This is a genomic window from Parafrankia sp. BMG5.11 (assembly GCF_004337455.1).
The window spans coordinates 93061-115901 of record NZ_SJXI01000007.1; the positions used below are offsets into that span (position 1 = coordinate 93061).

Sequence of the window (22841 nt, forward strand, 5' to 3'; positions counted from 1 at the left end):
GAATCCGGCATGCTGGCACGGTGACCACCATCACCGAAGTGCAGCGCGGGCAGGGCGACCCGTGGTCGGCTCCGGTCGCGACCGGTCCGGTCCGGGCGACCGTCACCGTGCCGGGCTCGAAGTCCGGCACAAACCGGGCGCTCGTGCTGGCCGCGGCGGCTGACGGGGTCTCCCGCCTGCGCGGGGCGCTGCGCTCCCGGGACACCGTCCTGATGGCCGCCGCCCTGCGCGAGCTCGGCGCGACGGTGACCGACGAGGCCGCACCAGGCGGCGCCGAGCCGGGCAGGCCGGGTGAGCCGGGCGCGGACCAGGGCGCCGCCGACATCGTCGTCACCGGCCCGGTCGGCGCCGTACGGGGCACGGCCGCGATCGACTGCGGCAACGCGGGAACGGTCGCGCGCTTCACTCCCGCGCTGGCGACACTGGCCCGCGGGGACGTGCGCTTCGACGGCGATCCCCGGATGCGGGACCGCCCGCTCGCCCCGCTGCTGCGCGCGCTGCGCGAGCTGGGCGCCCACATCGACGGCGACCGGATGCCCTTCACCGTGCGCGGCACCGGGGCGGTCTCCGGCGGGGCGGTGACGGTCGACGCGTCGGATTCCAGCCAGCTCGTCTCCGGCCTGCTGCTCGCCGCGGCGCGGTTCGAGCGCGGTGCGACCGTGACCCACGCCGGTCACCGCCTGCCGTCCGGGCCGTACCTCGACATGACCGTCGCCGACCTGCGGGCGGCCGGGGTGGTCGTCGACGTCGACGACCCGACCGCGGACCTGCTGCGCGCCGGGGGCACTCCGGCCGCGTCGACCCGGCGCTGGCGGGTCGAGCCCGGCGGGCCGCGGCCGCTGGACCGCGTGATCGAGCCCGACCTCAACAGCGCCGCCCCCTTCGTCGCCGCCGCGGCGGTGACCGGCGGCGAGATGACGATCACCGGCTGGCCGGCGTCCACCGAGCAGCCCGGCCGGATGCTGCCGGACCTGCTGGTGGCCATGGGCTGCCGGGCGGAGCTGGTGCCGGAGGGCCTGCGCGTCACCGGCGGCGGGCGGATCACCGGTATCGACGTCGACCTCTCCGACTTCGGCGAGGCGGCGCCGGTGCTGACCGGGCTGGCCGTGCTGGCGGACTCGCCGTCCCGGCTGCGGGGCATCGCCCACCTGCGCCTGCAGGAGACCGACCGGCTCGCCGCGCTGGCGAGCGAGCTCGGCCGGCTCGGCGCCCGTGTCACCGTCACCGACGACGGCCTGTCGATCACCCCGGTGCCGCTGCGCGGCGCCCGGCTCGACCCGCACGCGGACCACCGGCTGGCGATGACCTACGCCGTGGTCGGCCTGGCGGTGCCCGGGGTCACCGTCGACGACATCGCCACGACCGGCAAGACAGTCCCCGACTTCGCGCGGATGTGGACGACGATGCTGGCCGGCTGACCGTGGCACGCGAGATGGACGAGGACGACGTCCGTACCCGACCCGGCCGGGGCTCCCGGCCGCGGACGCGGATCCGGCCCGAGCACGCGGACGCGGCCCGCGCGGTGGTCGTCGCGGTCGACCGCGGCCGCTACACCTGCCGCCCGGAGATTGGCCCGGGCGGCCGCCCGGGCACGGCCCGGCGTGACACCCCCGCCGGCCGGCGGGAGGGCCCGGCCGGCCTGGTGGCGGCGGTGCGCGGCGGTTCCATGCGGCGGACGTCCGTCGTGGTCGGCGACCGGGTCGAACTGGTCGGGGATCTCTCGGGCAGCGCCGGCTCGCTGGCGCGCATCGTGCGCCGCGACGAGCGGACGAGCCTGCTGCGGCGCACCGCCGACGACTCCGACCCGGTGGAGCGGCCGATCGTCGCCAACGCCGACCTGCTTGTCATCGTCTGTGCGCTGACCGATCCGCCGCCGCGCACCGGGCTGATCGACCGGTGCCTGGTGGCCGCCTACGACGGCGGGCTGACCCCGGTCCTGTGCCTGACCAAGGCGGACCTCGCCGACCCGGCCCCCGTGCGGGCGTCCTACGAGCCGCTCGGGCTGCCGGTGGTCGCCACCCGGCCGGACGGCGACCTCGACCCGCTCCAGACGCTGCTGCGCGACACGACCAGCGTGTTCTTCGGGCACAGCGGGGTCGGCAAGTCGACGCTGGTCAACCGCCTTGTCCCGGACGCCGACCGGGCCATCGGAGTGGTCAACGCGGTGACCGGCCGTGGCCGGCACACCTCCTCTGCGGCCGTCGCGCTCGCCCTGCCGGACGGCGGGACCGTCGTCGACACCCCGGGGATCCGCTCGTTCGGGCTGGGCGCCGTCCAGCTCGAGCGGGTCCTGACGGCCTTCGACGACCTCGCGGCCGCGACCGCCGACTGCGAGCCCGGCTGCGACCACCTGACCGCGCCGGACTGCGGGCTCGACGAGGCCGTCCGGCAGGGGCGGGCCGACCCCGCGCGGGTGGCGAGCCTGCGCCGTCTGCTCGCGGCCCGCGCGACACCCGTCTGACCGGACGGCGCCGGTCGCACGCGGTCGCACAACCGTCTGCGTCGCAGCACAGCGTGCGGCCCCACAGGGCTCCGGCCAGCCATGTGATCGACAAAGGCTGCCCGGCGGATGCCGATCATGGCTGTGCCGCACCTAGTCTCGGTCTGTGACCGATCAAGGAACGGTGCCGCGGGCGGGTGAGTTCGCCCGCATGGCCCGGCGCCGACGCCGGCAGCCGGTGGAGGCCGAGCGCGAGATCCTCCAGGCCGCGATCGAGATGATCGGCTCGGACGAGCCCGGCCCGATGACCGTCGCGGCGCTGATGAGCCGCACCGGGCTCGGCCGCTCCGCCTTCTACGCGTACTTCCGGGACGTCCCCGACCTGCTGCGGCGGCTGCTGCGTGAGATCGAGGGCGAGCTGTCGGCGGCGTCCGCCGGCTGGTTCGACGGCAACGGCGACCCGGTCGAGGACTGCGTCCGCTCCGCCCGGACCATCGTCGGCGTGCACCTGCGCCACGGGTTCGTCCTGCGGGTCATCGCGCAGGCCGCGGCCACCGATCCGGAGCTGGCCGCCGGGTACCGGAGGGCGGCGGTCGAGGGATTTGTCACAGCGGTGACCGAGCGGCTCGGCCGGGAGCAGGCCCGCGGCCGGGTGCGCCCCGACCACCACCCGCAGAGCGCGCGGGCGTTGATGGCGATGACCGATGCTTACCTGCGCGAAACACTGGGCCACCACCCCCGGGCGGATCCCGCCGAGGTCATCCGTACCCTCACCGTGGTCTGGTCGCAGGCGCTCTACGGGCGGGCACCGGCAGAGCCTGCCGAAGCCGCCACGCCGGGCGGGCGGATCCGGGCCGACGTCCGGTGACCACCGCGCCCGTTCCCTCGACGCCGGAACTCGTAGTCTTCCCTCGTGACTCCGCCAAACCCGAGCCCCGTCAGCGCCAACCCGGTCGAGGCGGTCGACCCTGCCGGCTGGCTCGCCGACGACCTCGCACTCGCTCTGAGCCTCGCCGACGCCGCCGACCGGATCACCCTCTCCCGCTTCCAGGCGGTGGACCTCCACGTCGAGTCGAAGCCCGACAACACTCCGGTCTCGGACGCGGACACCGCCGTCGAGTCCATGATCAGGGAACGGCTCGCCACCGCGCGCCCCGGTGACGGAGTTCTCGGCGAGGAGGAGGGCCTCGTCGGCGAGAACACCCGCCGGCGCTGGATCCTCGACCCGGTCGACGGCACCAAGAACTTCGTGCGCGGCGTTCCCGTCTGGGGCACCCTGCTCGGCCTCGAGGTGGACGGCGAGATGGTCGTCGGCGTGGCGAGCGCCCCGGCCATGAGCCGCCGCTGGTGGGCCGCCCGCGGCACCGGGGCGTTCACCCGGGACGCCACCGGCGACACCCGTTCACTGCAGGTCTCCTCCGTCGCCCGGCTGTCGGACGCCTTCCTCTCGTTCGCCTCGCTGGAGGGATGGCGCACCGCCGACCGGCTGCCCCAGTTCCTGAGCCTGGCCGAGCAGATCTGGCGCAGCCGCGCCTACGGCGACTTCTGGTCGCACATGATGGTCGCCGAGGGCGCCGTCGACCTCGCCTGCGAGCCGGAGGTCTCACTGTGGGACCTCGCCGCCCTGCAGGTCATCGTCGAGGAGGCCGGCGGCCGGTTCACCGACCTGCGTGGGCGGCGCGGGCCCGGCTGGGGCACGATCCTCACGACCAACGGGCACCTGCACGACGTCGCCCTGAGCCACTTCCGGGACTGACCCGAGCGGGCACCCGTCCCACGATGATCGGTTTCGCGCACCGCGGCGCGCCGGCCCCGTTCCAGCGGGAGAACCGGCTGCCCGCCTTCCGCCGCGCGCTGGCGGCCGGCGCCAACGGCCTGGAGTCGGACGTCTGGCTCACCGCGGACGGAATCCCCGTCCTGCGGCATGACGGCACGCTGGGCCCACCCGGCCGCCGGCGGCGGCTGGGTGAGCTGCGCGGCGCCGATCTGCCCGGGTGGCTGCCGACACTGGCGGCCTTCTACGACGATCTGGGCTGGGGTTTCGATCTCAGCCTCGATCTGAAGGGCCGTCCCGATCACATGTCCGCGGCCGAGGCGGCGGGCGCCGTCCTCGCGGTCACCCGTGCGGCGGGTGGCACCGAGGCCGCCGCACGGCTGTGGCTGTGTGGTTCGTTTCCCGACCTGCACGAGTGGCGGCAGGCCGACGGTGACGTCAGGCTCGTGAACTCCACCACGGTGGCAAACGTGGAACAGAACGGCGGCGGCGCCGCCTACGGGGGCATCCTGTGCGCGGCGGGCGTCGACGCCCTGAACCTGCGCACACGGGAGTGGACACCACCGCGGGCGGCGATGGTCGACGAGCTGCACGCCGCCGGTATCGCGGCGTTCGGATGGGACGCCCAGTCGACGGCGACACTGCGCCGGCTACGCGGTTACCGCCTCGACGCCGTGTACTCGGATCATCTCGGGCGGTTGATCGATGTCACCGTCGGGCACACCCGATCCGCGATCGGCGACGACTGGCCGGCGGCGGGCTCATCGTAAGGACGCGGGATGGTTGGGCCTGATGGGCCGGGGCCGGCCCGATCACCCGGAAGCGCTCACCCGCAATACATCATGACCCCACACGCGCGAGCAATGGGTCACCCGATTGAGGCGGGCCGGGCCGAATGTAGCCGTCTCACTACCAGAACGATTGACCTGACCGGTCGAATTTGACGAGGTACTCGCGATGGATCTCCCACCGCGAAGACCACATGTCAAGGACATCTAGGCGAAGGGACACGGGCGGACAGGCCCGCAGGGACGTATTCATGACACCGACGGCGACCAGTACCACACGCCCCGCACTACAACCGAGACCGCACGGCCCCGGCGCACACGGCCACGGCCGCCGGCCTGGTCCGCGACTTCACGGGCACGGGCATGGGCGAACGGTCAGTCTTTGACGGCGACTTTGAGCATCTTCGCGGGAAAGCCGGTGCGTTCCGCGACGTTGTCGATGGAGTAGCCCTGCTCTACCAGGTCACGAGCCTGTTCGAGGGTCCAGCCCCGACCGGGGTCGACCCTGCGGATGATCACCTCACTCGCCTGATGATGTTCCTGCGGCCAGCTCAGTCGCGCGCGGCGTGCCAACGGTCGACCTCCGAAGTTATGGCGGGCATTAGCGTTACGAACCAAGGATAAGCCAGATACGCGCCTTCCCGCTCCATGAACTTCGCGATAGAGACCACGCCAGAGTAATGCGCAACCCGTCGACCGGACACCGTCGGGACCACGGCCCGGCCCCATCATCGATGCTCGCCGGACACCTGACGCTGCGCGCCGGGCCGCGTGGACAACACCGTGGTGAGACAACTGTTGACCCGGCGACTGTGCGGCGCCGAGTTGTCCGATCGACATGTCCACTTAACTTGTCCGACCGGTACTTGTCCGGTCGGTTCTTGTCCGGTAATGTCCAGCGCCCGCCGCGAACGGACGGGTGCGAACGGGTCTCTCGAACCGTACCGCCCGGATCGCGCCGGCCCGGGCGGCGGAGGTCACCTGTGGCGGTATCCCTTCATCCGGCGCCACGGGACCGACCGGCCGCCCGGGGCGCGACCGGCGGCGGATCAGTCGTCCTGTGCGGGTGCCGCCGTGCCGTGGGAACGCAGCAGGGTGCGCCACTGGCGAGCGGAGTGGCTGGCCGGTCTGGTGGTCGCCAGAAAATCCTCGAGAACGGCCCGGAATCGCACCGGGTCCGCGTGGTGGGGGAAATGGCCCGCGTCCGGGAAGATCTCCAGCCGGCTGCCCGGCATCGCCTCGTGGGCGATCCTCGCGTGCTCCACCGGGATCGCCGCGTCGTGCGCCCCCCACACGATCAGCGAGGGCATGCCTGCCGCCAGGTAGCACCGGTCCAGCATCGTGATCGCCTGGCCGTGGCCGTCCACCGCCGAGCGCAGGGTGCGCAGGAAGGCCTGCCGGGCCGTGGGGACGTCCAGCGAGGCGAACACGCGCATCAGGTCGTCCGCGTCCCGCCCGACGTCGGTGTGCAGCAGCCGCAGCGCGCGGGTGGCCGCCCAGCCGACCCGGCGCACGGGCGCTCTGGTCAGCAGCGACAGCGCATGGCCCGAGCCCGGCACCGTCGCCGCCCGCAGCACCGGGTGCAGGTCCGGCCCCACGCCCCCGGTCGACACCAGGACGAGCCGCTCGCACCGCTCGGGGAACTGGTAGGCGAACTGCATCGCCACTCCGCCGCCCAGCGAGTGGCCTACCACCGTCGCCCGCTCGACGCCCAGGACGGTCAGCAGGTCGCGCATCCCGCAGGCGTAGCCGGCGATCGAATAGTCGCCCCGGGGCTTGTCGGAGCGGCCGTGGCCCAGCAGATCCGGCGCGATGACGGTGCGGCCGCGCGCCAGCTCCGGGATGAGGTCCCGCCAGGTTCCCGAATTGTCCCCGATGCCGTGGATCAGCAGCAGGGCCGGACCACGACCGGCCCGGAGATAGGCCCGCCGGTAACCGTGGACCGTCACGAACCGGGTGGACAGCTGCCGCCCCGGCCCATCGGAAGCCCGCGCGGCCGCGGTCCCGGCCGCACCCGCACCCGCAGCCGGAGCCGCGACCTCGGTCTTGTCCCCGGCACCGGCCTTGTGCCCCGCCGCTTGCCCGCCGTCCGTCACCGCCACCGACCCTAGAACTCGATGTTGTGCATCACGTGCTTGATACGGGTGTAGTCCTCCAGCCCGTAGACCGACAGGTCCTTTCCGTAACCGCTCTTCTTGAATCCTCCGTGTGGCATCTCCGCAACGATAGGAATGTGCGTGTTGACCCATACGCACCCGAAGTCGAGGCGGCGCGCCACCCGCATCGCGCGGGAGTGGTCACGCGTCCAGACGCTGGAGGCGAGGCCGTACTCGACCCCGTTCGCCCACGCGACCGCCTCGTCCTCGGCCGAGAACTCCTGGACGGTGACGACCGGGCCGAACACCTCCTGCTGGATCAGCTCGTCGTCCTGGCGCAGGCCGGCGATCACGGTGGCCGGGTAGAAGTAGCCGGGCCGGTCCAGCGGCGTCCCGCCCGCGAGCAGGCAGGCGTGCTCGGGGGCACGCTCGACGAACCCGCTGACCCGGCCGAGCTGACCGGCGCTGTTCAGCGGGCCGTAGTCAGCCTCGCCTCCGCCGGCCGCGGCCCCGCCGGCGGCGGGCGGGCCGGTCGTGGTGGCGCGGGCGGCCTCGGCGAGCGCGTCGGCGAGCTCGCCCGCGATGCCGGGCCCGGCGAGCACCCGGGTCGCGGCCGTGCAGTCCTGGCCGGCGTTGAAGTACGCCGCCCCGGCGATCTCCGCGGCGACCACGGCCGGGTCGACGTCGTCAAAGACGATCACCGGGGCCTTGCCTCCGAGCTCGAGGTGCACCCGCTTGAGCGAGTCGGCCGCCCCGCGGGCGACCTCCATGCCCGCGCGCACGCTGCCCGTCACCGAAATCATCGCCGGGCCCGGGTGGGCGACGAGGGCACGGCCGGTGTCCCGGTCACCACAGACCACGTTGAGCACACCTGGTGGGAGGATCTCGGCCGCGATCTCGGCGAGCAGCAGCGAGCTGGCGGGCGTGGTCTCCGCGGGCTTGAGCACGACCGTGTTCCCGGCCGCCAACGCCGGGGCGATCTTCCAGACGGCCATCATCAGCGGATAGTTCCAGGGGGTCACCTGGGCGCAGACACCGATCGGCTCACGCCGGACGTAGCTGGTGTGGCCCGCCAGGTACTCCCCCGCCGACCGGCCCTCCAGCAGCCGCGCCGCCCCGGCGAAGAACCGGATCTGGTCGGCCGACGGGGCGATCTCCTCGTCAAGGGTGAGCTGGCGCGGCTTGCCGGTGTTCGCGCACTCCACGTCGGCGATCTCGGCCGCCCGTTCCTCGACGGCGTCGGCGAGGCGGAGCAGGGCACGGGAGCGCTCGCTCGGCGTGCTGTCCCGCCAGCCCTCGAACGCCTCACCGGCGGCCCGCACGGCGGCGTCCACGTCGGCCGGCCCGGAGCTCGGCGCGTGCGCGAGGACCTCGCCGGTGGCGGGATTGAGCACCGGCATCGTCCGCCCGTCCAGCGACGGTGCCTGCTTCCCCCCGACGAAATTGCTCAGCGTCCGCTCCATGGGTGTCCGTTCCATGGGTGTCCGTTCCATCGGTGTCCGTTCCATGCGTCCGGCTCCCTCCGGTCGTCCGAGCGCCACCCAACGGACACGATGGTTCCACGAACCTGGTGCCACCGATAGCGCATTCAACTCGCTCTTATGCAACCGAAAACTTCGAGAAAGGACCGTTTCAGCGATGTCTGTAGCCCGCCGTGCGGGCCCGGGAGGGGCCGGGTGCGACCCTGGTACACCGGGCCCGACCGGTCCCGGTTCCGGTGGCACAGTCATCACGACGGAACGATCTGTTCCGGCGGAGCGGGAGGCGACGGGCACCGTGCGCGACACCGACACCGGAGCAGAGGCCGACGAAGCGGTCACACCGACGGCCGTCAGCAAGGCGCCGGCGCGCCGGGCGATGGTCAGCCCGACGGGCTGGTCGCTGTGGACGGACACCCTGGACGGCGCGGCGCGCCGCCCCCGGCCGCGGGCCCGCGGCGCGCTCACCGCCGACGTCTGCGTCGTCGGAGCCGGCTACACGGGCCTGTGGACGGCCTACTACCTGGCCCGCACCCATCCCGCGCTACGGGTGATCGTGGTGGAGAAGGAGACGGCCGGGTTCGGCGCCTCCGGGCGCAACGGGGGCTGGTGCTCGGCGCTGTTCCCCAACACTGCCCTCGCCGGGCAGATGCGGCCCGCCCTGGCGGCGACCGTCGACGAGGTCGGCGCGGTCGCCCGTGAGGAGGGCATCGACTGCGACTTCGTCAAGGCCGGCTACCTGAGCGTGGCGACCACACCGGCACAGGCTGCCCGGCTGCGCCGCGAGGCCGGCTCCGCCTGGCTGGACGCCGCCGCGGTGGCGGGCATCGTGCGGGTCGCGGGGGCCGAGGGCGGCGTCCTGGACCCGGACTGCGCCGCGCTCCATCCCGGCCGGCTCGCGCGCGGGCTCGCCGACGCGGTCGAGCGCCGCGGGGTCACGTTGTTCGAGCGCAGCCGCGCGCGCCGGATCGTCCCGGGCCGGGTCGTACTGGAGGGCGGGGTCGTACGGGCGGACGCGATCGTGCGCGCGACGGAGGCCTACACCGCGGCGCTGCCCGGTCTGCGCCGCGAGCTCGTGCCCGTCTACTCGCTGCTGATCGCCACCGAGCCGCTGCCGCCGGCGGTCTGGGACGAGATCGGCTGGGAGCGCCGGGTCACCGTCGGCGACGGCCGCCATATGATCATCTACGCGCAGCGCACGGCGGACGGGCGGATCGTGCTCGGCGGCCGCGGGGCGCCCTACCACTTCGGCTCGCGGGTCCGGCCGTCCTTCGACGTCGTGCCGGCCGTCTTCGACCATCTGCGGCGCACTCTCGGCGCGCTGTTCCCGGCCGCCGCGTCGGCCCGGATCACCCACCGCTGGGGCGGGCCACTGGGAGTTCCCCGCGACTGGACACCCGCCGTCCACCTGGACCGGGAGACCGGGCTGGCCCACGCGGGCGGGTACGTGGGCGACGGGGTCGCGGCGAGCGCCCTCGCCGGCCGGACGCTCGCCGAGCTGATCACCGGGCGCACCTCGGAGCGCACCGGCCTGCCCTGGGTCGGCCACTCCCGGCGGCGTTGGGAGCCCGAGCCGCTGCGGTGGCTGGGCGTGAACGGCGGCGCGCTGCTGGCGTCCGCCGCCGACGCCCGCGAGAACCGCACCGGACGGCCGTCCCGCCTCGGCTCGGCCCTGTCCGCCCTCACCGGCGGCCGCTGACGGCCAGAGACCGCTGACAGTCAGCGGCCGCGACGGCCGGCGGGCGCTCACGGCCGGCGGGCACAGGACCCGTCAGCCGCGGGCGAGGTCCGCGGCCATCGCGTCGAGGCTCGCCAGGTAGCGGTCGACGTCGGCGTCGGTGTGCTGGACGGACAGCGTCCACTCCTCCTCCCGGCCGGGGGCCATCAGCACCTGCCGGTTGGCGTTGTAGAGCCAGCCCAGCTCCGGCAGGACCGCGTTCTGGTGGGCCATGAAGGACGTGTAGTCCCGGATCGGGGCGTCGGTGAAGTGGACGCATCCCTTCGAGCTGATCCCGACTGCGTAGCCGGCGATGCCGTGGCGGGCCAGGATCGCGGTGCAGCCGTCCACCAGGCGGTCGTTGAGGCGGTCGAGGTGGGCGTAGGCGTCCGGGGTCAGGACCTCGGTCAGGCTGGCCCGCGCCGCCGCCATGACCAGCGGGTTGCCGTTGAAGGTCCCCACCTGTTTCACCCTGTCCTCGGCGACCGCGGCCATCAGCTCCGCGGTGGCGCCGATCGCGCCGGCCGGCAGTCCGCCGCCGAGCGCCTTGGCGAGGGTGACCATGTCGGGCAGCACCCCGAACCGCTCGACGGCGCCGCCGGCCGCGACGCACAGCCCGGTCTTGACCTCGTCGAAGATGAGCACGATGCCGTGCCTGCGTGTGATCTCCCGGACGGCCTCCAGGTAGCCCGGCTCGGGCAGGACGACGCCGAGGTTCATCATCGCCGCCTCCATGATCACGCAGGCGGGCTTGCGCCCCTCGGCCTCGAGCGCGGCGATCCGCCGTTCCATCGCCGCCGCGTCGTTGAACGGCACGGGCACCGTCAGGTCGACCACCGCCTGCGGGATTCCCGCGCCGTAGGCCAGGGAGTTCATGTGGTCCGCCGGCCCGATGTCCCCGTAGGGGGTGCCGATCGAGACCATCACGTAGTCGTGATGGCCGTGGTACGAGCCGAAGATCTTGACGATGGTGTCCCGGCCGGTCACCCCGCGGGCGATGCGGATGGCGTCCATGGTCGCCTCGGAGCCGGAGTTGACGTAGCGCCACTGCGGCAGCCCGAAGCGGCGGGCCAGCTCCTCGCTGACCAGCACCGAATCCTCGGTGGGCATGGCGAAGTGCGAGCCGAGCGCCATCCGCTCGGTCACCGCGCGCACGATCGCGGGGTGGGCGTGGCCCTGAACCATCGAGCCGTACCCGTTGTGGAAGTCGGAGTACTCGTTGCCGTCGACGTCCCAGACCAGCGAGCCGCGGCCGTGCGTGAGGTAGATCGGCCAGGGGTCGCGCAGCTGGTAGGAGGACGGGACCCCGCCGGTCATCGTCCGCAGGGCACGGGTGTGCATGGCCTCGGACGCCGGAGTGCGGGCCTGCAGCGCGCGCTCCTCCCGCTCGAGGAGGTCGGTCACCCGCCCGGCGTGCCCGATCCGCGGCGGGTCACCGGGACGAGGAGTCGTGGTCGTCGCGTTGGACACCGTCACCGCACCCTTCCTTTGCTCTCGACTATCGAAAGCGTAGCCCCGGGGCGCTGTTTGCGATGGAATCCGTGGAGACGGAGAGGTAGAAATGCCATATCCAGGCCAACGCCCCCGCGCCCATACGATGACGCGCAGCGAGTACTTGCCCCATGATCGGCGTCCATCGGACGAAACATCCAGGAGGATGTCGCGTGCAGTCACGCAGGTCGCCCGGTCAGCGCCAGACTCCGGAACCGCTGCTGGACGACATCAACAAGGCGATCATCGAGCAGCTCCAGCAGGACGGCCGCCGGTCCTACGCGGCGATGGCCACGGCCGTCGGCCTGTCGGAGGCGGCGGTCCGCCAGCGCGTGCAGCGCCTGCTCGACGCCGGGATCATGCAGATCGTCGCGGTGACGGACCCGCTGCGCGTCGGCTTCCGCCGCGAGGCGATGGTCGGCGTGCGGGTCTCCGGGGACACCCGCCAGGTGGCCGAGGCCCTAGCCCAGCTCCCGGAGGTCGACTACGTCGTCCTCACCGCGGGCACGTTCGACATCCTGATCGAGCTCGTGGCCGAGGACGACGAACACCTGCTGTCCCTCATCAACGACCACATCCGTGCGCTTCCGCAGGTCAGGGAGACGGAGACCTTCGTCTACCTGCGACTGGTCAAACAGACCTACACCTGGGGCGCTCGATGACCGAAAACGTCGGCGCCACGACAACCCTTGCCACCGGGCAACCATGAAGAGCCAACAGGAGTCCAACCTTTCGCTAAGACTGGTTGATTCCGGCTCGATCGATGAGGAGACCGTGACTACTCCGACGGCTGAAGTCGCCGGCTTCTCAGGCGGCTTGCGCCGCTTGAAGGGCCAGCCCGACCCTGAGGATGTTGACGGCGGCGTTCACGTCGGCGTGCGCGGTGTGCCCACAGCCACCGCAGGTGAACACGGCTTGTGCTCTGCGGTTGTCGGCGTGACAGTGCCCGCAGACCGCGCAGGTGCGGGACGTGTTGGCGGGTGGCACCTCGACGACTGTCCGTCCGGCGCTTTCAGCCTTGGCGCGCAGTACGGCGAGGAACACCCCCCATCCCGCATCGAGAATGCTCTTGTTCAGCCCGGCTTTCGCCGCCTGTCCGTTGGGCAGGAACGTCCCGGGCCGCTCCGGGTCGGGTCTCGCAGCCACCCGACGGGTCATGTTCGCGACCCTGAGCGCCTCCACCGCGATCAGGTCGTGGTCGCGGACCAGATCCAGGGCAGTCTTGTGGGCGAGGTCGAGGCGCTGGCGGCGCACCGTCCCGTGCAGCGCCGCGACTTTCGCGACGGCCTTGCGGCGCCGGGCAGCTCCGCGTTTCCTCCTCGCCAGCTCCCGCTGCGCACGGGCCAGCCGCCCGGCCGCCGCCGCCAGGTAGCGAGGGTTACCGACATGGCGGCCCTCAGACGTGGTGGCCAACGACGCCACCCCCATGTCCACCCCGGTCACCACCCCGGTCGGCGCAAGCGGCCGGGCGGGCACGTCATCGCAGGACAGGACCACGTACCAGCGGCCCCCCTCACGCTTGACACCGATGGTCTTGACGGTGCCCTGCACGGGCCGGTGCTGGTTGACCTTGACGTGGCCAACGCCCTGAAGCCTCACTCGGGTCTGGGTCGGGTGACCGGGCTGGGAGTCCCAGCGGCAGCCGTCCCCGCCCTTCGGCCACTCGACCGTGTCAAACCAGTGGGCTCCCTTGAACCGCGGGTAGCCCGGCTTCTCCCCAGCCCTGACCCTGCGGAAAAACGCGGCGAACGCCTTGTCAAGCCGGCGCAGGGTGGCCTGCTGCGAGGAGAACGACCAGCGGGCATGATCCGGATCGGCCGCGCGGATCTCCGTGAGCTGGGCGGACTGGTCGCCGTAACGCACCGTCGTCGCGCTCGGATGACGGTAGGCGTCACGGCGTTCCTGCAAGGCGGCGTTGTACAGCGCCCGGTGGTCCTCGACCATCGCGGTCAGCGCAACCGCCTGCCGGACGGTCGGGCGGAGCTGAAACCTGAAGGTCCGTCTCACCGCGCACGCTCCCTGCGCCACGGCCGCTCGTACTGGGTGTCGATGTACCGGCGGATCCTGTCCGCGGACACCACACCGACGGTGGCCACGACATACGGCCCTGACCACAGGGTGGGAAGCCGGGAACGCACGTGCGGGAACTCCTCACGCAGCACATGCGAGGAGAAGCCCTTGAGCTGGTTGGCGACATACGACGGGGAGTGCTTCGGGTGGGCTTGAACGAACAGACGCACATGGTCGGGCATGACGTCCAGCGCTCCAACGATCCAGCCGTGTTCGGCGCGCTTCTCACGAACCAGCACGTCACAGCGGTCACGAACAGGCCCGGTCAGCACAGGACGCCGGTACTTCGGGCACCACACGACGTGATACCCCAGGTCGCAGACGCCACCCGCGCCCACCGCCACCTGCCGACCCACAAAACGATCATACAAGCGCGACCCATCCATCACGGTCGCGTCCCGTACCCGATACCCCTGACGCCTGAAGGCGTCAGCCCCCTCAGGGATCGCTGATGGCGCTCGTCCACCATGACCCGCGGGACGGCATCCTGATCACGAAGATCGGGCAGGCGGAGATCACCGTCCGGCCGGAGCCCCCCGCGAGCACCGGCGCCGCGCCGGTCGTCCTGCTGCGGGTCGACGCCCCCATGCTGGACAGCCTGGCCGCGGCGTACCTCGACCCCGACGAGGCCCGCTCGCTGGCCCGGGCGCTGCTGCGGGCAGCCGACCAGCTCCGGCCGGCCAGCCCCTGGCGCACTCCGGAGCGCCCGACCGGCTGAGCCACGCCGCTCCTCCGACCACCGCTTCGGTGATAATTCAGGTGCGAGAATCGGAAGTCCTTGTCACGCTTCCGGGGTGACGATCACGTCCTCCCGCACGGCCGACACGTCCCGCCCCGCGGCGAGCCCGGTCGCCGCGCCAGGCTCGGCGGCGGGCCGCAGCCCGCACGCCGGCCTGCGCTCCTACCTCGCGCACCTGATGACCTTCCGGTGGCGGGCGGCGGCGGTGCTGTGCGTGTTCGTCCTCGCGAACGTGCTGCTCGCCGTCGTACCGATCTTCGTGGGCCGGTTCGTGGCCGCACTCGCCGCCGTACCGGTCGACACCGGTGCCGCCTACCAGGCCGCCGCGCTGCTGATCTGCTGCGGGATCGGCCACGACCTGTCCTGGCGCAGCGGTGAGCTGCTGTGGGTGCGGCTGATCCTCGCCCGCGGCTACGACTACGAGAACCTCGTCTTCGACAAGGTGATCACGCAGCCCTACCCGTACTTCGTCGGCGCCTTCACCGGAAAGATCAGCAGCTACGTCGGCACGCTCGGCCGGGAGTACCGCGAGTTCCTCAGCGCGGTGTACTGGGAGTTCTGCGAACAGCTGGTCAGGGTGCCGGCGCTCGCGGTGATCATGTTCACCGTGAACGTCCCGACCGGCTGCGCGTTCACCGTGTCGCTGCTGATGATGCTCGCGCTGGGGCGGCTGACGATCTCGCGGGTCGCCGCCGAGGAGCGCAACACCGCCGACACCGCCTCCGACCTGGACGGCCGGATCATCGATGTGATCGCGAACTTCGTCGCGGTGAAGTCCTTCGGCCGCGAAGGCGCCGAATCCGCGCGGGTGCGCGCCGAGCGCCGGGGCGTCCTGCGGGCGGCGACGGGGTCCTACCGGTGGAACATCGTGTACTTCGCGTCGATGAGCCTGGTCGTGCGCTACCTCGTCGGACCCGGGACGATCCTGCTGAACCTGCACCTCTTCCTGGCCGGCGATCTCACCCTGGCGCAGCTGACCACCTTCCTGGCCGCCCTCGCGGTCTTCTCTGACTACATCTGGAACACGGTCTGGCTGGTCTCACAGCTGAATCTGCGATTCGCCCGGGTCGAGGAGGCCTACCACTACCTGTTCGGCGGCCGCGACATCGTCCGGGAGGACCGGCACCAACAGCCCACCGCACACGGACGGCCTGCCGCCCTCGAACGACCCGACGTCCACGGAGCATCGCAGCTCCACAGGGCGACCCAGCTTCCCGGGCCGGTCGGCTACACCCGGTCGCTCGGCATCCACGATCTGCGCTTCGCCTACCCGGACGAACCCGGGCGCCCGGTGCTCGACGGCATCACCCTGGAGATCGCCCGGAACGAGAAGGTCGGGATCGTCGGCCAGAGCGGCAGCGGGAAGTCGACCCTGCTGAAGCTCCTGCTCGGCTACTACCCGCTGCCCGCCGGGACTCTGACCCTCGACGGCACCCCGATCGACGACCGCCAGCTGGCCGGCCTGATCTCCTACGTCCCGCAGGACGTCACCCTGTTCCACCGCTCGATCCGGGACAACATCGTCTACGGCAGCGCCGCCGGGGTGACCGACGAGCAGGTCATCACGGCCGCGCGCCGCGCCCACGCCCACGAGTTCGTCAGCCGCACCGGTCAGGGGTACGACACCCTGGTCGGCGAGCGGGGCATCCGGCTCTCGACCGGGCAGCGTCAGCGGATCGCGCTGGCGCGCGCGTTCCTCGGTGACGCGCCCATCCTCATCCTGGACGAGGCGACCAGCGCGCTCGACAGTGAGAGCGAACGGCTCGTTCAGGACGCCCTGGAGGATCTGTGGGCCACCCGGACGGTGATCGCCATCGCGCACCGGCTGTCGACCCTGCTGACCATGGACCGGATCGTCGTCCTGGACGGCGGGCGGATCGCCGAGCAGGGCACGCATGAGGCCCTGCTCGAGCTGGGCGGGCGGTATGACCGGCTGTGGCGCCGCCAGAGCGGCGGGTTCGTCGCGGTCGACTGACCGTCGCAGTCAACTGACCAGGACCGGCGGCGGCCAAAGCCGACGGCCGGGAGAATCCCACCCAAACGCCGCCCAGTGGTCGATGGCCGACCGGCCGGGTCGGTTCCGCATCGGAAATACCCGCATAAAGAAATTCCCCCGAGAGAGTGACTCTCTCGGGGGAATTTCTTCTTTGTAGCGGGGGCAGGATTTGAACCTGCGACCTCTGGGTTATGAGCCCAGCGAGCTACCGAGCTGCTCCACCCCGCGTCGGTGTGTGTCTTTACTATACAGGGACGCGGAGCCCGGATGTCAAACGAGCGGGGAAGGAATTTTCCGTCCGCTCGCCGGGCGCCCGGGAGACCCCGGGCGCCCGGTCTGGCTCAGCCGGGATGCGCGGTCCGCGCGACGGCCGGGCGGACCGCCGGTGGGTTCTCTGCGACGGCCGGCCGCACCGGTGGGCCCGGGTCCCCCGCCCCGTCCATGGCGGCGGGCGCGGCGGCTGGCGCCGCGCGGGTCGTCGAGGCGGGCGCCGCGGTGGCCGTCGTCGCCGGCGGTGTCGTCGGTGCCGTCGCCGGCGGTGCCGTCGTCGGCGCCGGGGTCGTCGGTGACAGCTGGCGCAGCCTGTCCAACGCCGCCTGGAGGTCCGTCTGGGCCTTGCCGTAGGCGGCGAAGTCCGGCGGGTTCTTGCCGAGAGCGTCCTGGCCCGCCTGGTAGGCGCGTTCGGCTTCGGCGACGGCGCCCGCCAGATCCCCGGCCGGCGGTGCCGACGGCGTGGGGCTCGACGGCGTCGGAGACGGCGTCCCCGGTTCGGTGCCCGTGGAGGGCGCGGCCGAGGTGCCCGCCCCGGCCGCGGACGCACCGGCCCCGGCCCCGAAGACGGCGTCCAACGCCTCCGCGAGCGAGGAGCCGAACCCGATCCGTTCACCGAAGGCCGCCGCCACCCCCTGCAGGGTCGGATACCCCGTCGCCCCGCGGGCCTGGACGTAGTACGGCTCCACGTAGAGCAGCCCGCCGGCCACGGGCAGCGTCAACAGGTTGCCCTCGATCGTCTGTGAGCCCGCACCGCGCCAGAGGTTGAGCTGCCGGACGACGTCGCCGTTCGACTCGATGGCGGCCTGCACCTGGACAGGACCGTTGATCGTGTCGCCCGGCGGCAGCTGCAGCAGGGTGAACTGGCCGTAGTTGTCCGGATCCATCGAGACGGCCATGTAGGCCGCGAGCTTGGACGACCGTGCCGAGATCAGCGGCGAGGTCAGGTTGTAGGACGGTTCCTTGCGCCCGGGGAGCTGGCTGTAGACGTAGAACGGCGGCTGCGGCTCGCGGGTGTCGTCCGGGGACTCGGAGACCGTCCAGAAGTCCTCCTGGGAGTAGAAGTCCCGCGGGTTGGAGACGTGGTACTGCCCGAGGAGGTCCCGCTGGACCTTGAACATGTCCTCCGGGTAGCGGAAGTGCTCCATCAGCGCCGGCGGGATGTCGGCCTTGGGACGCACCGTGTCGGGGAAGGCCTTCATCCAGGTCCGCAGCACCGGGTCCTGCTCGTCCCAGGCGTAGAGCGTCACCGTGCCGTTGTAGGCGTCGACGGTCGCCTTCACCGAGTTCCGGATGTAGTTGACCTGGTTCTCCGGCTGCTGGGTGCGGTTGCGGCTCTGGGTGGTCACGGCGTCGGCGGTGACGTCACCGAAGGTCCGCCGGGCCGAGTAGGGGTAGCCGTCCGAGGTGGTGTAGCCGTCGAGGATCCAGGTGACCCGCCCGTCGACCACCGCCGGGTAGGGGTCGCCGTCCAGGGTGAGCCAGGGGGCCACCTTGCTGACCCGGTCCCGGGGGTTGCGCTCGTAGAGGATGCGCGACTGGCCGGTGATGTCGCCGGAGAGCAGGATGTTCGGCTCCCCGAAGCGCAGCGCGAACAGCGCCTGCCGGAAGGTCGAGCCGACGGAGACGCCGCCGTCGCCGGTGTAGCTGGTCGTGAGCTGGGTGTCGTTCGGCCCCGGGCCGTCGATCTCCGCCTGGCGGGTGCCGACGATCGAGTACTGCGGGGACATCTCACCGAAGTAGATCCGGCTCTCGGTGACGCCGAAGTCGCCGGTCTCCGGCAGATTGCGCTCGGTGAACGCGGGGCGGCCCTCATCGGCGGTGTTGGACGGCGCCGCGACGAAGCCCCGCCCGTGGGTGTAGGTCAGGTGCTGGTTGATCCAGTTCCGCTGGTCCTCGCCGAGGCCGTCCTGGTTGAGCTCACGGACGGACACCACATAGTCCCGGGTCGTGGTCTTCCCGTCCGCGGTCGTGGTGTAGCGGTCGACGTCGAGGGTCTGTGGGAACCCGTAGTAACCGCGGATCTGCTGGAGCTGCTGGAACGTGGTGGACAGCTTGCTCGGGTCGAGCAGGCGGATGTTCGGGACGGTGCCCTTGTCGTCGGCTATCTGCTGCGCCGTCGCGCCCGTGGTCGCCGGATACGGGACCGGTCTGACGTCCTGGATGTCGTACGCGGACCTGGTCGCGGCTATGTTGCGCGCGATGTAGGGCTCCTCGCGCGACGCCTCGTTCGGCCGGACCTGGAACTGCTGGACGATCGCCGGGTAGATCCCGCCGATGACCACCGAGGACAGCACGAGGATGCCGGCACCGAGCAACGGCAGCGTCCAGCCCCGCTGGAAGATGTTGTAGATGAACAGCACGGCGCAGGCCAGCGAGATGAACAGCAGGATGAGCTTCGCCGGCAGCACCGCGTGGACGTCGGTGTAGGACGCTCCGGTCGACACGCCCCGGGCCGAGAACACCAGGCCGAAGCGGTCCAGGTAGTAGGCCCACGCCTTGAGTAGCGCGACCAGCCCGAGCAGCACGGAGATGTGCGCCTTCGCCGCCGGGGCCACCCGCTCGCCGGCGGACTGCAGCCGGATTCCGCCGAACAGGTAGTGGGTGAGCACCGCGACCAGCAGCGAGAGCATGACCGCGGTGAGCAGGAAGGCAAGCAGGAAGCGCTGGAACGGATAGCTGAAGGTGTAGTAGCTGATGTCCCGGCCGAACTGGGCGTCGGTCTGACCGAACGGCTCGCTGTTGATCCACAGCAGCCAGGTCCGCCAGCGCCCGGACGCCGACAGCCCCGCGATCAGCCCGAACAGGGTCGAGACCGCCAGCAGGACGAGCAGCATGTACGGTTCGATCGCAACGCGGTACCGCTCAAGGTTCTGCTGCTCGGTCGAGAGAGGCCGGATGGGCGGCCGCAGCTTGTAGGCGAGTACTATGTTCGTTCCCACCGCAATTGCCATGACCGCACCGAAGAGCACGAACAGAAGTATTCGTGTGAATACGACGGTGCCGAAGACGTTGCTGAAGTCCACCGAGCGGTAGAACAGAAGATCTGTGTAGAGGCGAGTGAAGACGCCGAGAAACACCACGAGCAGGACCAGAATGACCAGCACCGGCACAAGCAGGCGTGTGCGTGTCAGCAGCGGTCTGCGACTGGTTCCTGCCACAAGCTCCTCCGTCCGTTCCGGGCGCGGGTCGAGTGCCCGCCTTCAGGGCAACCTACGCCAGCCGAGTGTGGCTAGATCCGAGAGGATGGGTCGGTGACCAGTCCGAGCATCACCGAGTTGACCTCCGTCGTCCTGGAGGTCGAACGCCACGTCGCCGAGCTGGGCTGGGACCAGCCCAGCCAGGTCTACGCCCTCGCGGACACATCCGAGCTGCTGATGCGCGAACCGGGCCTCGCCCCCCACATCGGCGACGCCCCGCCAGGATCCCTAACGCCGGTGGAACAGGAACCGCTCCCGGCCGGGCGGCTCGACGAAGTCCTGTCCGGCATCGGCTGGCCGCCCGAGGTTCTCGGCTGCGTCCTGGTCACCGAGCTCGTCGTGCTGCCGCCCAGTGCCGAGGCCGAGGTGCCCTACGACGAGCGCGACATCGAGCACTGGGCCGCCAACCACCCGGAGCGCCAGGACGTCCGGCTCGCGGTCGGGGTGACCCGCGCCGGCATGCATGCCTCGTGCCTGCGGGTGCGCGGCGACGACGAGCTGGTCATCGACCCCGACCTCGCCGACAACCTCGTCGACGGCCTGCTCGAGACGTTCCGGTAGAGCCGCACCCAGGAAACCCGGAGGGGGCGGGTGGCCTCGGGGCCGCCCGCCCCCTCGCCGCTCCCGCTACACGGCCGTCCCCACATGCTGCCGTCCCTGGCAGCTGTCCCTGCTCCGCTGCGTTGCCAGCGCCTACCGAGCCGGCGTTCGTGCTACGCCGCAGAGCAGGTGGGCACGTTGGTGGCGTCGGGCTTGGCCCGCAGGGTGTTGAGCGCGTCCAGGGCTCCCGACAGGTTCGTCACCTGGACAAGCCGCAGGTCGGTGTTCATCCGGACGGCGTCCGCGCAGTTGCCCTTCGGGACCAGGAAGACCGAGGCGCCGGCCCGCTGCGCGCCGAGGATCTTCTGCTGGATGCCCCCGATGGGGCCGACCTCTCCGGCGGCGTCGATGGTTCCGGTGCCGGCGACCGTCTTCCCGCCGGTCAGCTCGCCGGGGGTGAGCAGGTCGACGATGCCCAGCGCGAACATCAGGCCGGCGCTGGGCCCGCCGATGTCGGAGATCCGAATACGGACGGTAAACGGGTACGACCGTTTCTCCGTCGTCGTCACCCCGATCATCGGCCGCGTCGGATCGTCCGTCGCCGGTTTGGTGGTGATCCGCCCGGTGCCGGCGGTGCCGTCCCGCCGGTAGGCGACCTCGACCACCTCACCGGGCTTCACCCGGCCGATCTGCTCCCGCAGGCCGTCCTGACCGGTGATGGCGACGCCGCCGACGGAGGTGATGACGTCACCGGCACGCAGCAGGCCCTGGGCCGGCGAGTCGGACAGCACCTCGTGGACGACGACCTCTGCCCCGGTCGGGGCGATGCCGAGCTCGCTCAACGCGGCCGCGGTCGCCTGGTCCTGGGAGTCGATCATCGCCTGGGTGTTCTCCTGCCGGATCTGCTCCTGGCTGGAGCCCGGCGGACGGACCAGCTCGCTGGGCACAACGGCCCGGTCGGAGGCGAACCAGTCCTGCAGGGCGCCGAGCAGGTTCAGCCGGGGCGTCTCCTCGACGGTGGTCAGCTCGAGGCTGCCGGCCGTCGGGTAGGTCCTGCGGCCGTCGATCTCGATCAGCGGCGCCCCGTCGACCTTACCGAGAGTGTCGGTAACCGGACCGGGCGCAAAGGTCACAAAAGGCACCGGCAGCCACAGGCCCGCGACGGCGAGGATCAGCGTCAGCACCGACGCAACGAAGAGTGTCTGCGCGCGGCGGCCCATTCCCGCAGTCTACGTAGATCGCCGCCGGCAGTTCGGATGACCGCCCGCCGACCGGCCCACCTGCCGGCCGCCCCGGCCGGGCGGCACCAGGGCACCACTCGGCCGGGAGGGACCGGTCAGGCGTCGGCCGGACGGGCCAGGTCGCGGGAATCGCGGGAATCGCGGCCCTGCTCGCCGTCCGCCGGGTCGGGCTCGCTGCCAGCGGGCCGTGCCGACGGGACGGAGACGGGCATCATGGTCACCGAGAGTGACACCTTGGCAGTAGTGGCCTCACGCGCGGACGGGATGGGGCGGGCGAGGGCAGCCATGCTCCGGCGGTAACCCTCGACGGTGATCATGGCTTCGGAGGTGCGGTCGGGTCGGCTGCGCAGGGTGAACCAGGCAAGAGCCAGGAGCACCGCGACAGGTGGGATCAGCAGGAACCACATGGCGGCCTCGACGTCGAGACGGGGGAAGGAAGATGACCAATATCTATCCTAGGTGCCCCGCTCAGCAGGCGCCTACCCATTCTGTCGCGCCATCGGCGAATGCCTGGCGCTTCCAGATGGGCACCTGCTCCTTCACGTCGTCGATGAGGCGCCGGCAGGCCTCCAGCGCCTCCGCGCGGTGCACGGCGCCAGCGGCCACGACGACCGCGATGTCCCCGATCGCCAGCCGACCCGTCCGGTGAAGCACTGCTATGGCGTGAACGCCCAGCTCAGCGGCCACATCGCCGGCCACCCGGGCCAGCTCGCCGGCGGCTCGGGGATGCGCGCTGTACTCGAGGTCCACCACCGACCTGCCATGATCATGATCGCGGACGGTGCCGATGAAGAGACCGATTCCACCAACCTCCGGCAACCGCACGGCAGCCAGGCATTCGTCGACAGAGAGCGGCAATTCACGCATCTCCGCAAGAACGACGACACCCCTGGCCACACCGTCGACAACGGGCACCGGATCCGAGCAGGTCACATCCACCCCCCGACGGTAACGCCCGGCCGACTCCGTTTCACCGGTCGGCCGGAAAACGCACTACCGTG

20 protein-coding genes and 1 tRNA gene are annotated in these 22841 nt (G+C 71.6%); 10 read left to right on the plus strand and 11 right to left on the minus strand.

The window, feature by feature from the left end:
* The first annotated feature begins 20 nt into the window (after nucleotides 1–20).
* The 5 genes from aroA (at nucleotide 21) to E0504_RS05490 (ending at nucleotide 4984) form a co-directional block, all read left to right on the plus strand.
* Complete coding sequence (gene aroA, locus E0504_RS05470; RefSeq protein ID WP_235014384.1) at nucleotides 21–1418, plus strand: 3-phosphoshikimate 1-carboxyvinyltransferase; 1398 nt, start codon at nucleotides 21–23, stop codon at nucleotides 1416–1418.
* Between the two features lie 14 nt (nucleotides 1419–1432).
* Nucleotides 1433–2461 carry a ribosome small subunit-dependent GTPase A gene (gene rsgA, locus E0504_RS05475; protein ID WP_071059459.1) on the plus strand — a complete coding sequence of 343 codons (1029 nt, stop codon included), beginning with the start codon at nucleotides 1433–1435 and terminating at the stop codon, nucleotides 2459–2461.
* 145 nt (nucleotides 2462–2606) lie between these two features.
* On the plus strand, nucleotides 2607–3308 hold the full coding sequence (locus E0504_RS05480; protein WP_131622255.1) for a TetR/AcrR family transcriptional regulator: 702 nt from the start codon (nucleotides 2607–2609) through the stop codon (nucleotides 3306–3308).
* A gap of 45 nt (nucleotides 3309–3353) precedes the next feature.
* A complete protein-coding gene (hisN, locus tag E0504_RS05485; protein WP_020458598.1) occupies nucleotides 3354–4196 on the plus strand; it encodes a histidinol-phosphatase in 843 nt (280 codons plus the stop codon).
* Between the two features lie 23 nt (nucleotides 4197–4219).
* The gene (locus E0504_RS05490; protein WP_131622257.1) at nucleotides 4220–4984 is read left to right on the plus strand and encodes a glycerophosphodiester phosphodiesterase; all 765 of its coding nucleotides are present in this window, start codon (nucleotides 4220–4222) and stop codon (nucleotides 4982–4984) included.
* 393 nt (nucleotides 4985–5377) lie between these two features.
* Here E0504_RS05490 and E0504_RS05495 read toward each other — a convergent pair whose 3' ends face one another.
* From E0504_RS05495 to E0504_RS05505, 3 genes are all read right to left on the minus strand, one after another.
* Nucleotides 5378–5575 carry a hypothetical protein gene (locus E0504_RS05495; protein WP_131622259.1) on the minus strand — a complete coding sequence of 66 codons (198 nt, stop codon included), beginning with the start codon at nucleotides 5573–5575 and terminating at the stop codon, nucleotides 5378–5380.
* A gap of 476 nt (nucleotides 5576–6051) precedes the next feature.
* Nucleotides 6052–7104 (minus strand): alpha/beta fold hydrolase, encoded by a 1053-nt coding sequence (locus E0504_RS05500; RefSeq protein ID WP_373693869.1) that lies wholly within the window; start codon nucleotides 7102–7104, stop codon nucleotides 6052–6054.
* A 5-nt stretch (nucleotides 7105–7109) separates the two neighbouring features.
* Nucleotides 7110–8561, minus strand: a complete 1452-nt coding sequence (locus E0504_RS05505; protein ID WP_112107925.1) for a gamma-aminobutyraldehyde dehydrogenase — start codon at nucleotides 8559–8561, stop codon at nucleotides 7110–7112.
* Between the two features lie 394 nt (nucleotides 8562–8955).
* Between E0504_RS05505 and E0504_RS05510 the strand changes: the two genes are divergently transcribed.
* On the plus strand, nucleotides 8956–10275 hold the full coding sequence (locus E0504_RS05510; protein ID WP_235014393.1) for an FAD-dependent oxidoreductase: 1320 nt from the start codon (nucleotides 8956–8958) through the stop codon (nucleotides 10273–10275).
* A 72-nt stretch (nucleotides 10276–10347) separates the two neighbouring features.
* Here E0504_RS05510 and E0504_RS05515 read toward each other — a convergent pair whose 3' ends face one another.
* Entirely contained in the window at nucleotides 10348–11715 is a 1368-nt protein-coding gene (locus E0504_RS05515) for an aspartate aminotransferase family protein (protein ID WP_112107931.1), read from the minus strand.
* A gap of 242 nt (nucleotides 11716–11957) precedes the next feature.
* Here E0504_RS05515 and E0504_RS05520 point away from each other — a divergent pair, with 242 nt between their 5' ends.
* The gene (locus E0504_RS05520) at nucleotides 11958–12446 is read left to right on the plus strand and encodes an Lrp/AsnC family transcriptional regulator (protein WP_071059368.1); all 489 of its coding nucleotides are present in this window, start codon (nucleotides 11958–11960) and stop codon (nucleotides 12444–12446) included.
* 145 nt (nucleotides 12447–12591) lie between these two features.
* Here the strand turns inward: E0504_RS05520 and E0504_RS05525 are convergent, their stop codons facing one another.
* Nucleotides 12592–13791 carry an RNA-guided endonuclease TnpB family protein gene (locus E0504_RS05525; RefSeq protein ID WP_112108637.1) on the minus strand — a complete coding sequence of 400 codons (1200 nt, stop codon included), beginning with the start codon at nucleotides 13789–13791 and terminating at the stop codon, nucleotides 12592–12594.
* Nucleotides 13788–14210 carry an IS200/IS605 family transposase gene (gene tnpA / locus E0504_RS05530; protein WP_112108629.1) on the minus strand — a complete coding sequence of 141 codons (423 nt, stop codon included), beginning with the start codon at nucleotides 14208–14210 and terminating at the stop codon, nucleotides 13788–13790. The genes E0504_RS05525 and tnpA overlap by 4 nt, the downstream gene beginning before the upstream one ends.
* Nucleotides 14211–14305: 95 nt before the next feature.
* On the opposite strand from tnpA, the gene E0504_RS05535 reads away from it, so the two are divergent.
* Nucleotides 14306–14572, plus strand: coding sequence for a hypothetical protein (locus E0504_RS05535; RefSeq protein ID WP_041253688.1), 267 nt, complete (start codon nucleotides 14306–14308; stop codon nucleotides 14570–14572).
* 76 nt (nucleotides 14573–14648) lie between these two features.
* Nucleotides 14649–16568 carry an ABC transporter ATP-binding protein gene (locus E0504_RS05540; protein WP_112108628.1) on the plus strand — a complete coding sequence of 640 codons (1920 nt, stop codon included), beginning with the start codon at nucleotides 14649–14651 and terminating at the stop codon, nucleotides 16566–16568.
* 175 nt (nucleotides 16569–16743) lie between these two features.
* Here E0504_RS05540 and E0504_RS05545 read toward each other — a convergent pair.
* Nucleotides 16744–16817 (minus strand) — tRNA-Met (locus E0504_RS05545).
* A gap of 113 nt (nucleotides 16818–16930) precedes the next feature.
* Nucleotides 16931–20020, minus strand: a complete 3090-nt coding sequence (locus tag E0504_RS05550; protein WP_112108627.1) for a UPF0182 family protein — start codon at nucleotides 20018–20020, stop codon at nucleotides 16931–16933.
* 93 nt (nucleotides 20021–20113) lie between these two features.
* Between E0504_RS05550 and E0504_RS05555 the strand changes: the two genes are divergently transcribed.
* Nucleotides 20114–20620 (plus strand): PPA1309 family protein, encoded by a 507-nt coding sequence (locus tag E0504_RS05555; RefSeq protein WP_018502257.1) that lies wholly within the window; start codon nucleotides 20114–20116, stop codon nucleotides 20618–20620.
* A 152-nt stretch (nucleotides 20621–20772) separates the two neighbouring features.
* Here E0504_RS05555 and E0504_RS05560 read toward each other — a convergent pair whose 3' ends face one another.
* From E0504_RS05560 to E0504_RS05570, 3 genes are all read right to left on the minus strand, one after another.
* Nucleotides 20773–21819, minus strand: coding sequence for a PDZ domain-containing protein (locus E0504_RS05560; RefSeq protein ID WP_112108626.1), 1047 nt, complete (start codon nucleotides 21817–21819; stop codon nucleotides 20773–20775).
* Between the two features lie 116 nt (nucleotides 21820–21935).
* Nucleotides 21936–22247 carry a hypothetical protein gene (locus E0504_RS05565; protein WP_131622261.1) on the minus strand — a complete coding sequence of 104 codons (312 nt, stop codon included), beginning with the start codon at nucleotides 22245–22247 and terminating at the stop codon, nucleotides 21936–21938.
* A gap of 61 nt (nucleotides 22248–22308) precedes the next feature.
* Complete coding sequence (locus E0504_RS05570; protein WP_112108624.1) at nucleotides 22309–22779, minus strand: molybdenum cofactor biosynthesis protein MoaE; 471 nt, start codon at nucleotides 22777–22779, stop codon at nucleotides 22309–22311.
* Nucleotides 22780–22841: the final 62 nt, after the last annotated feature.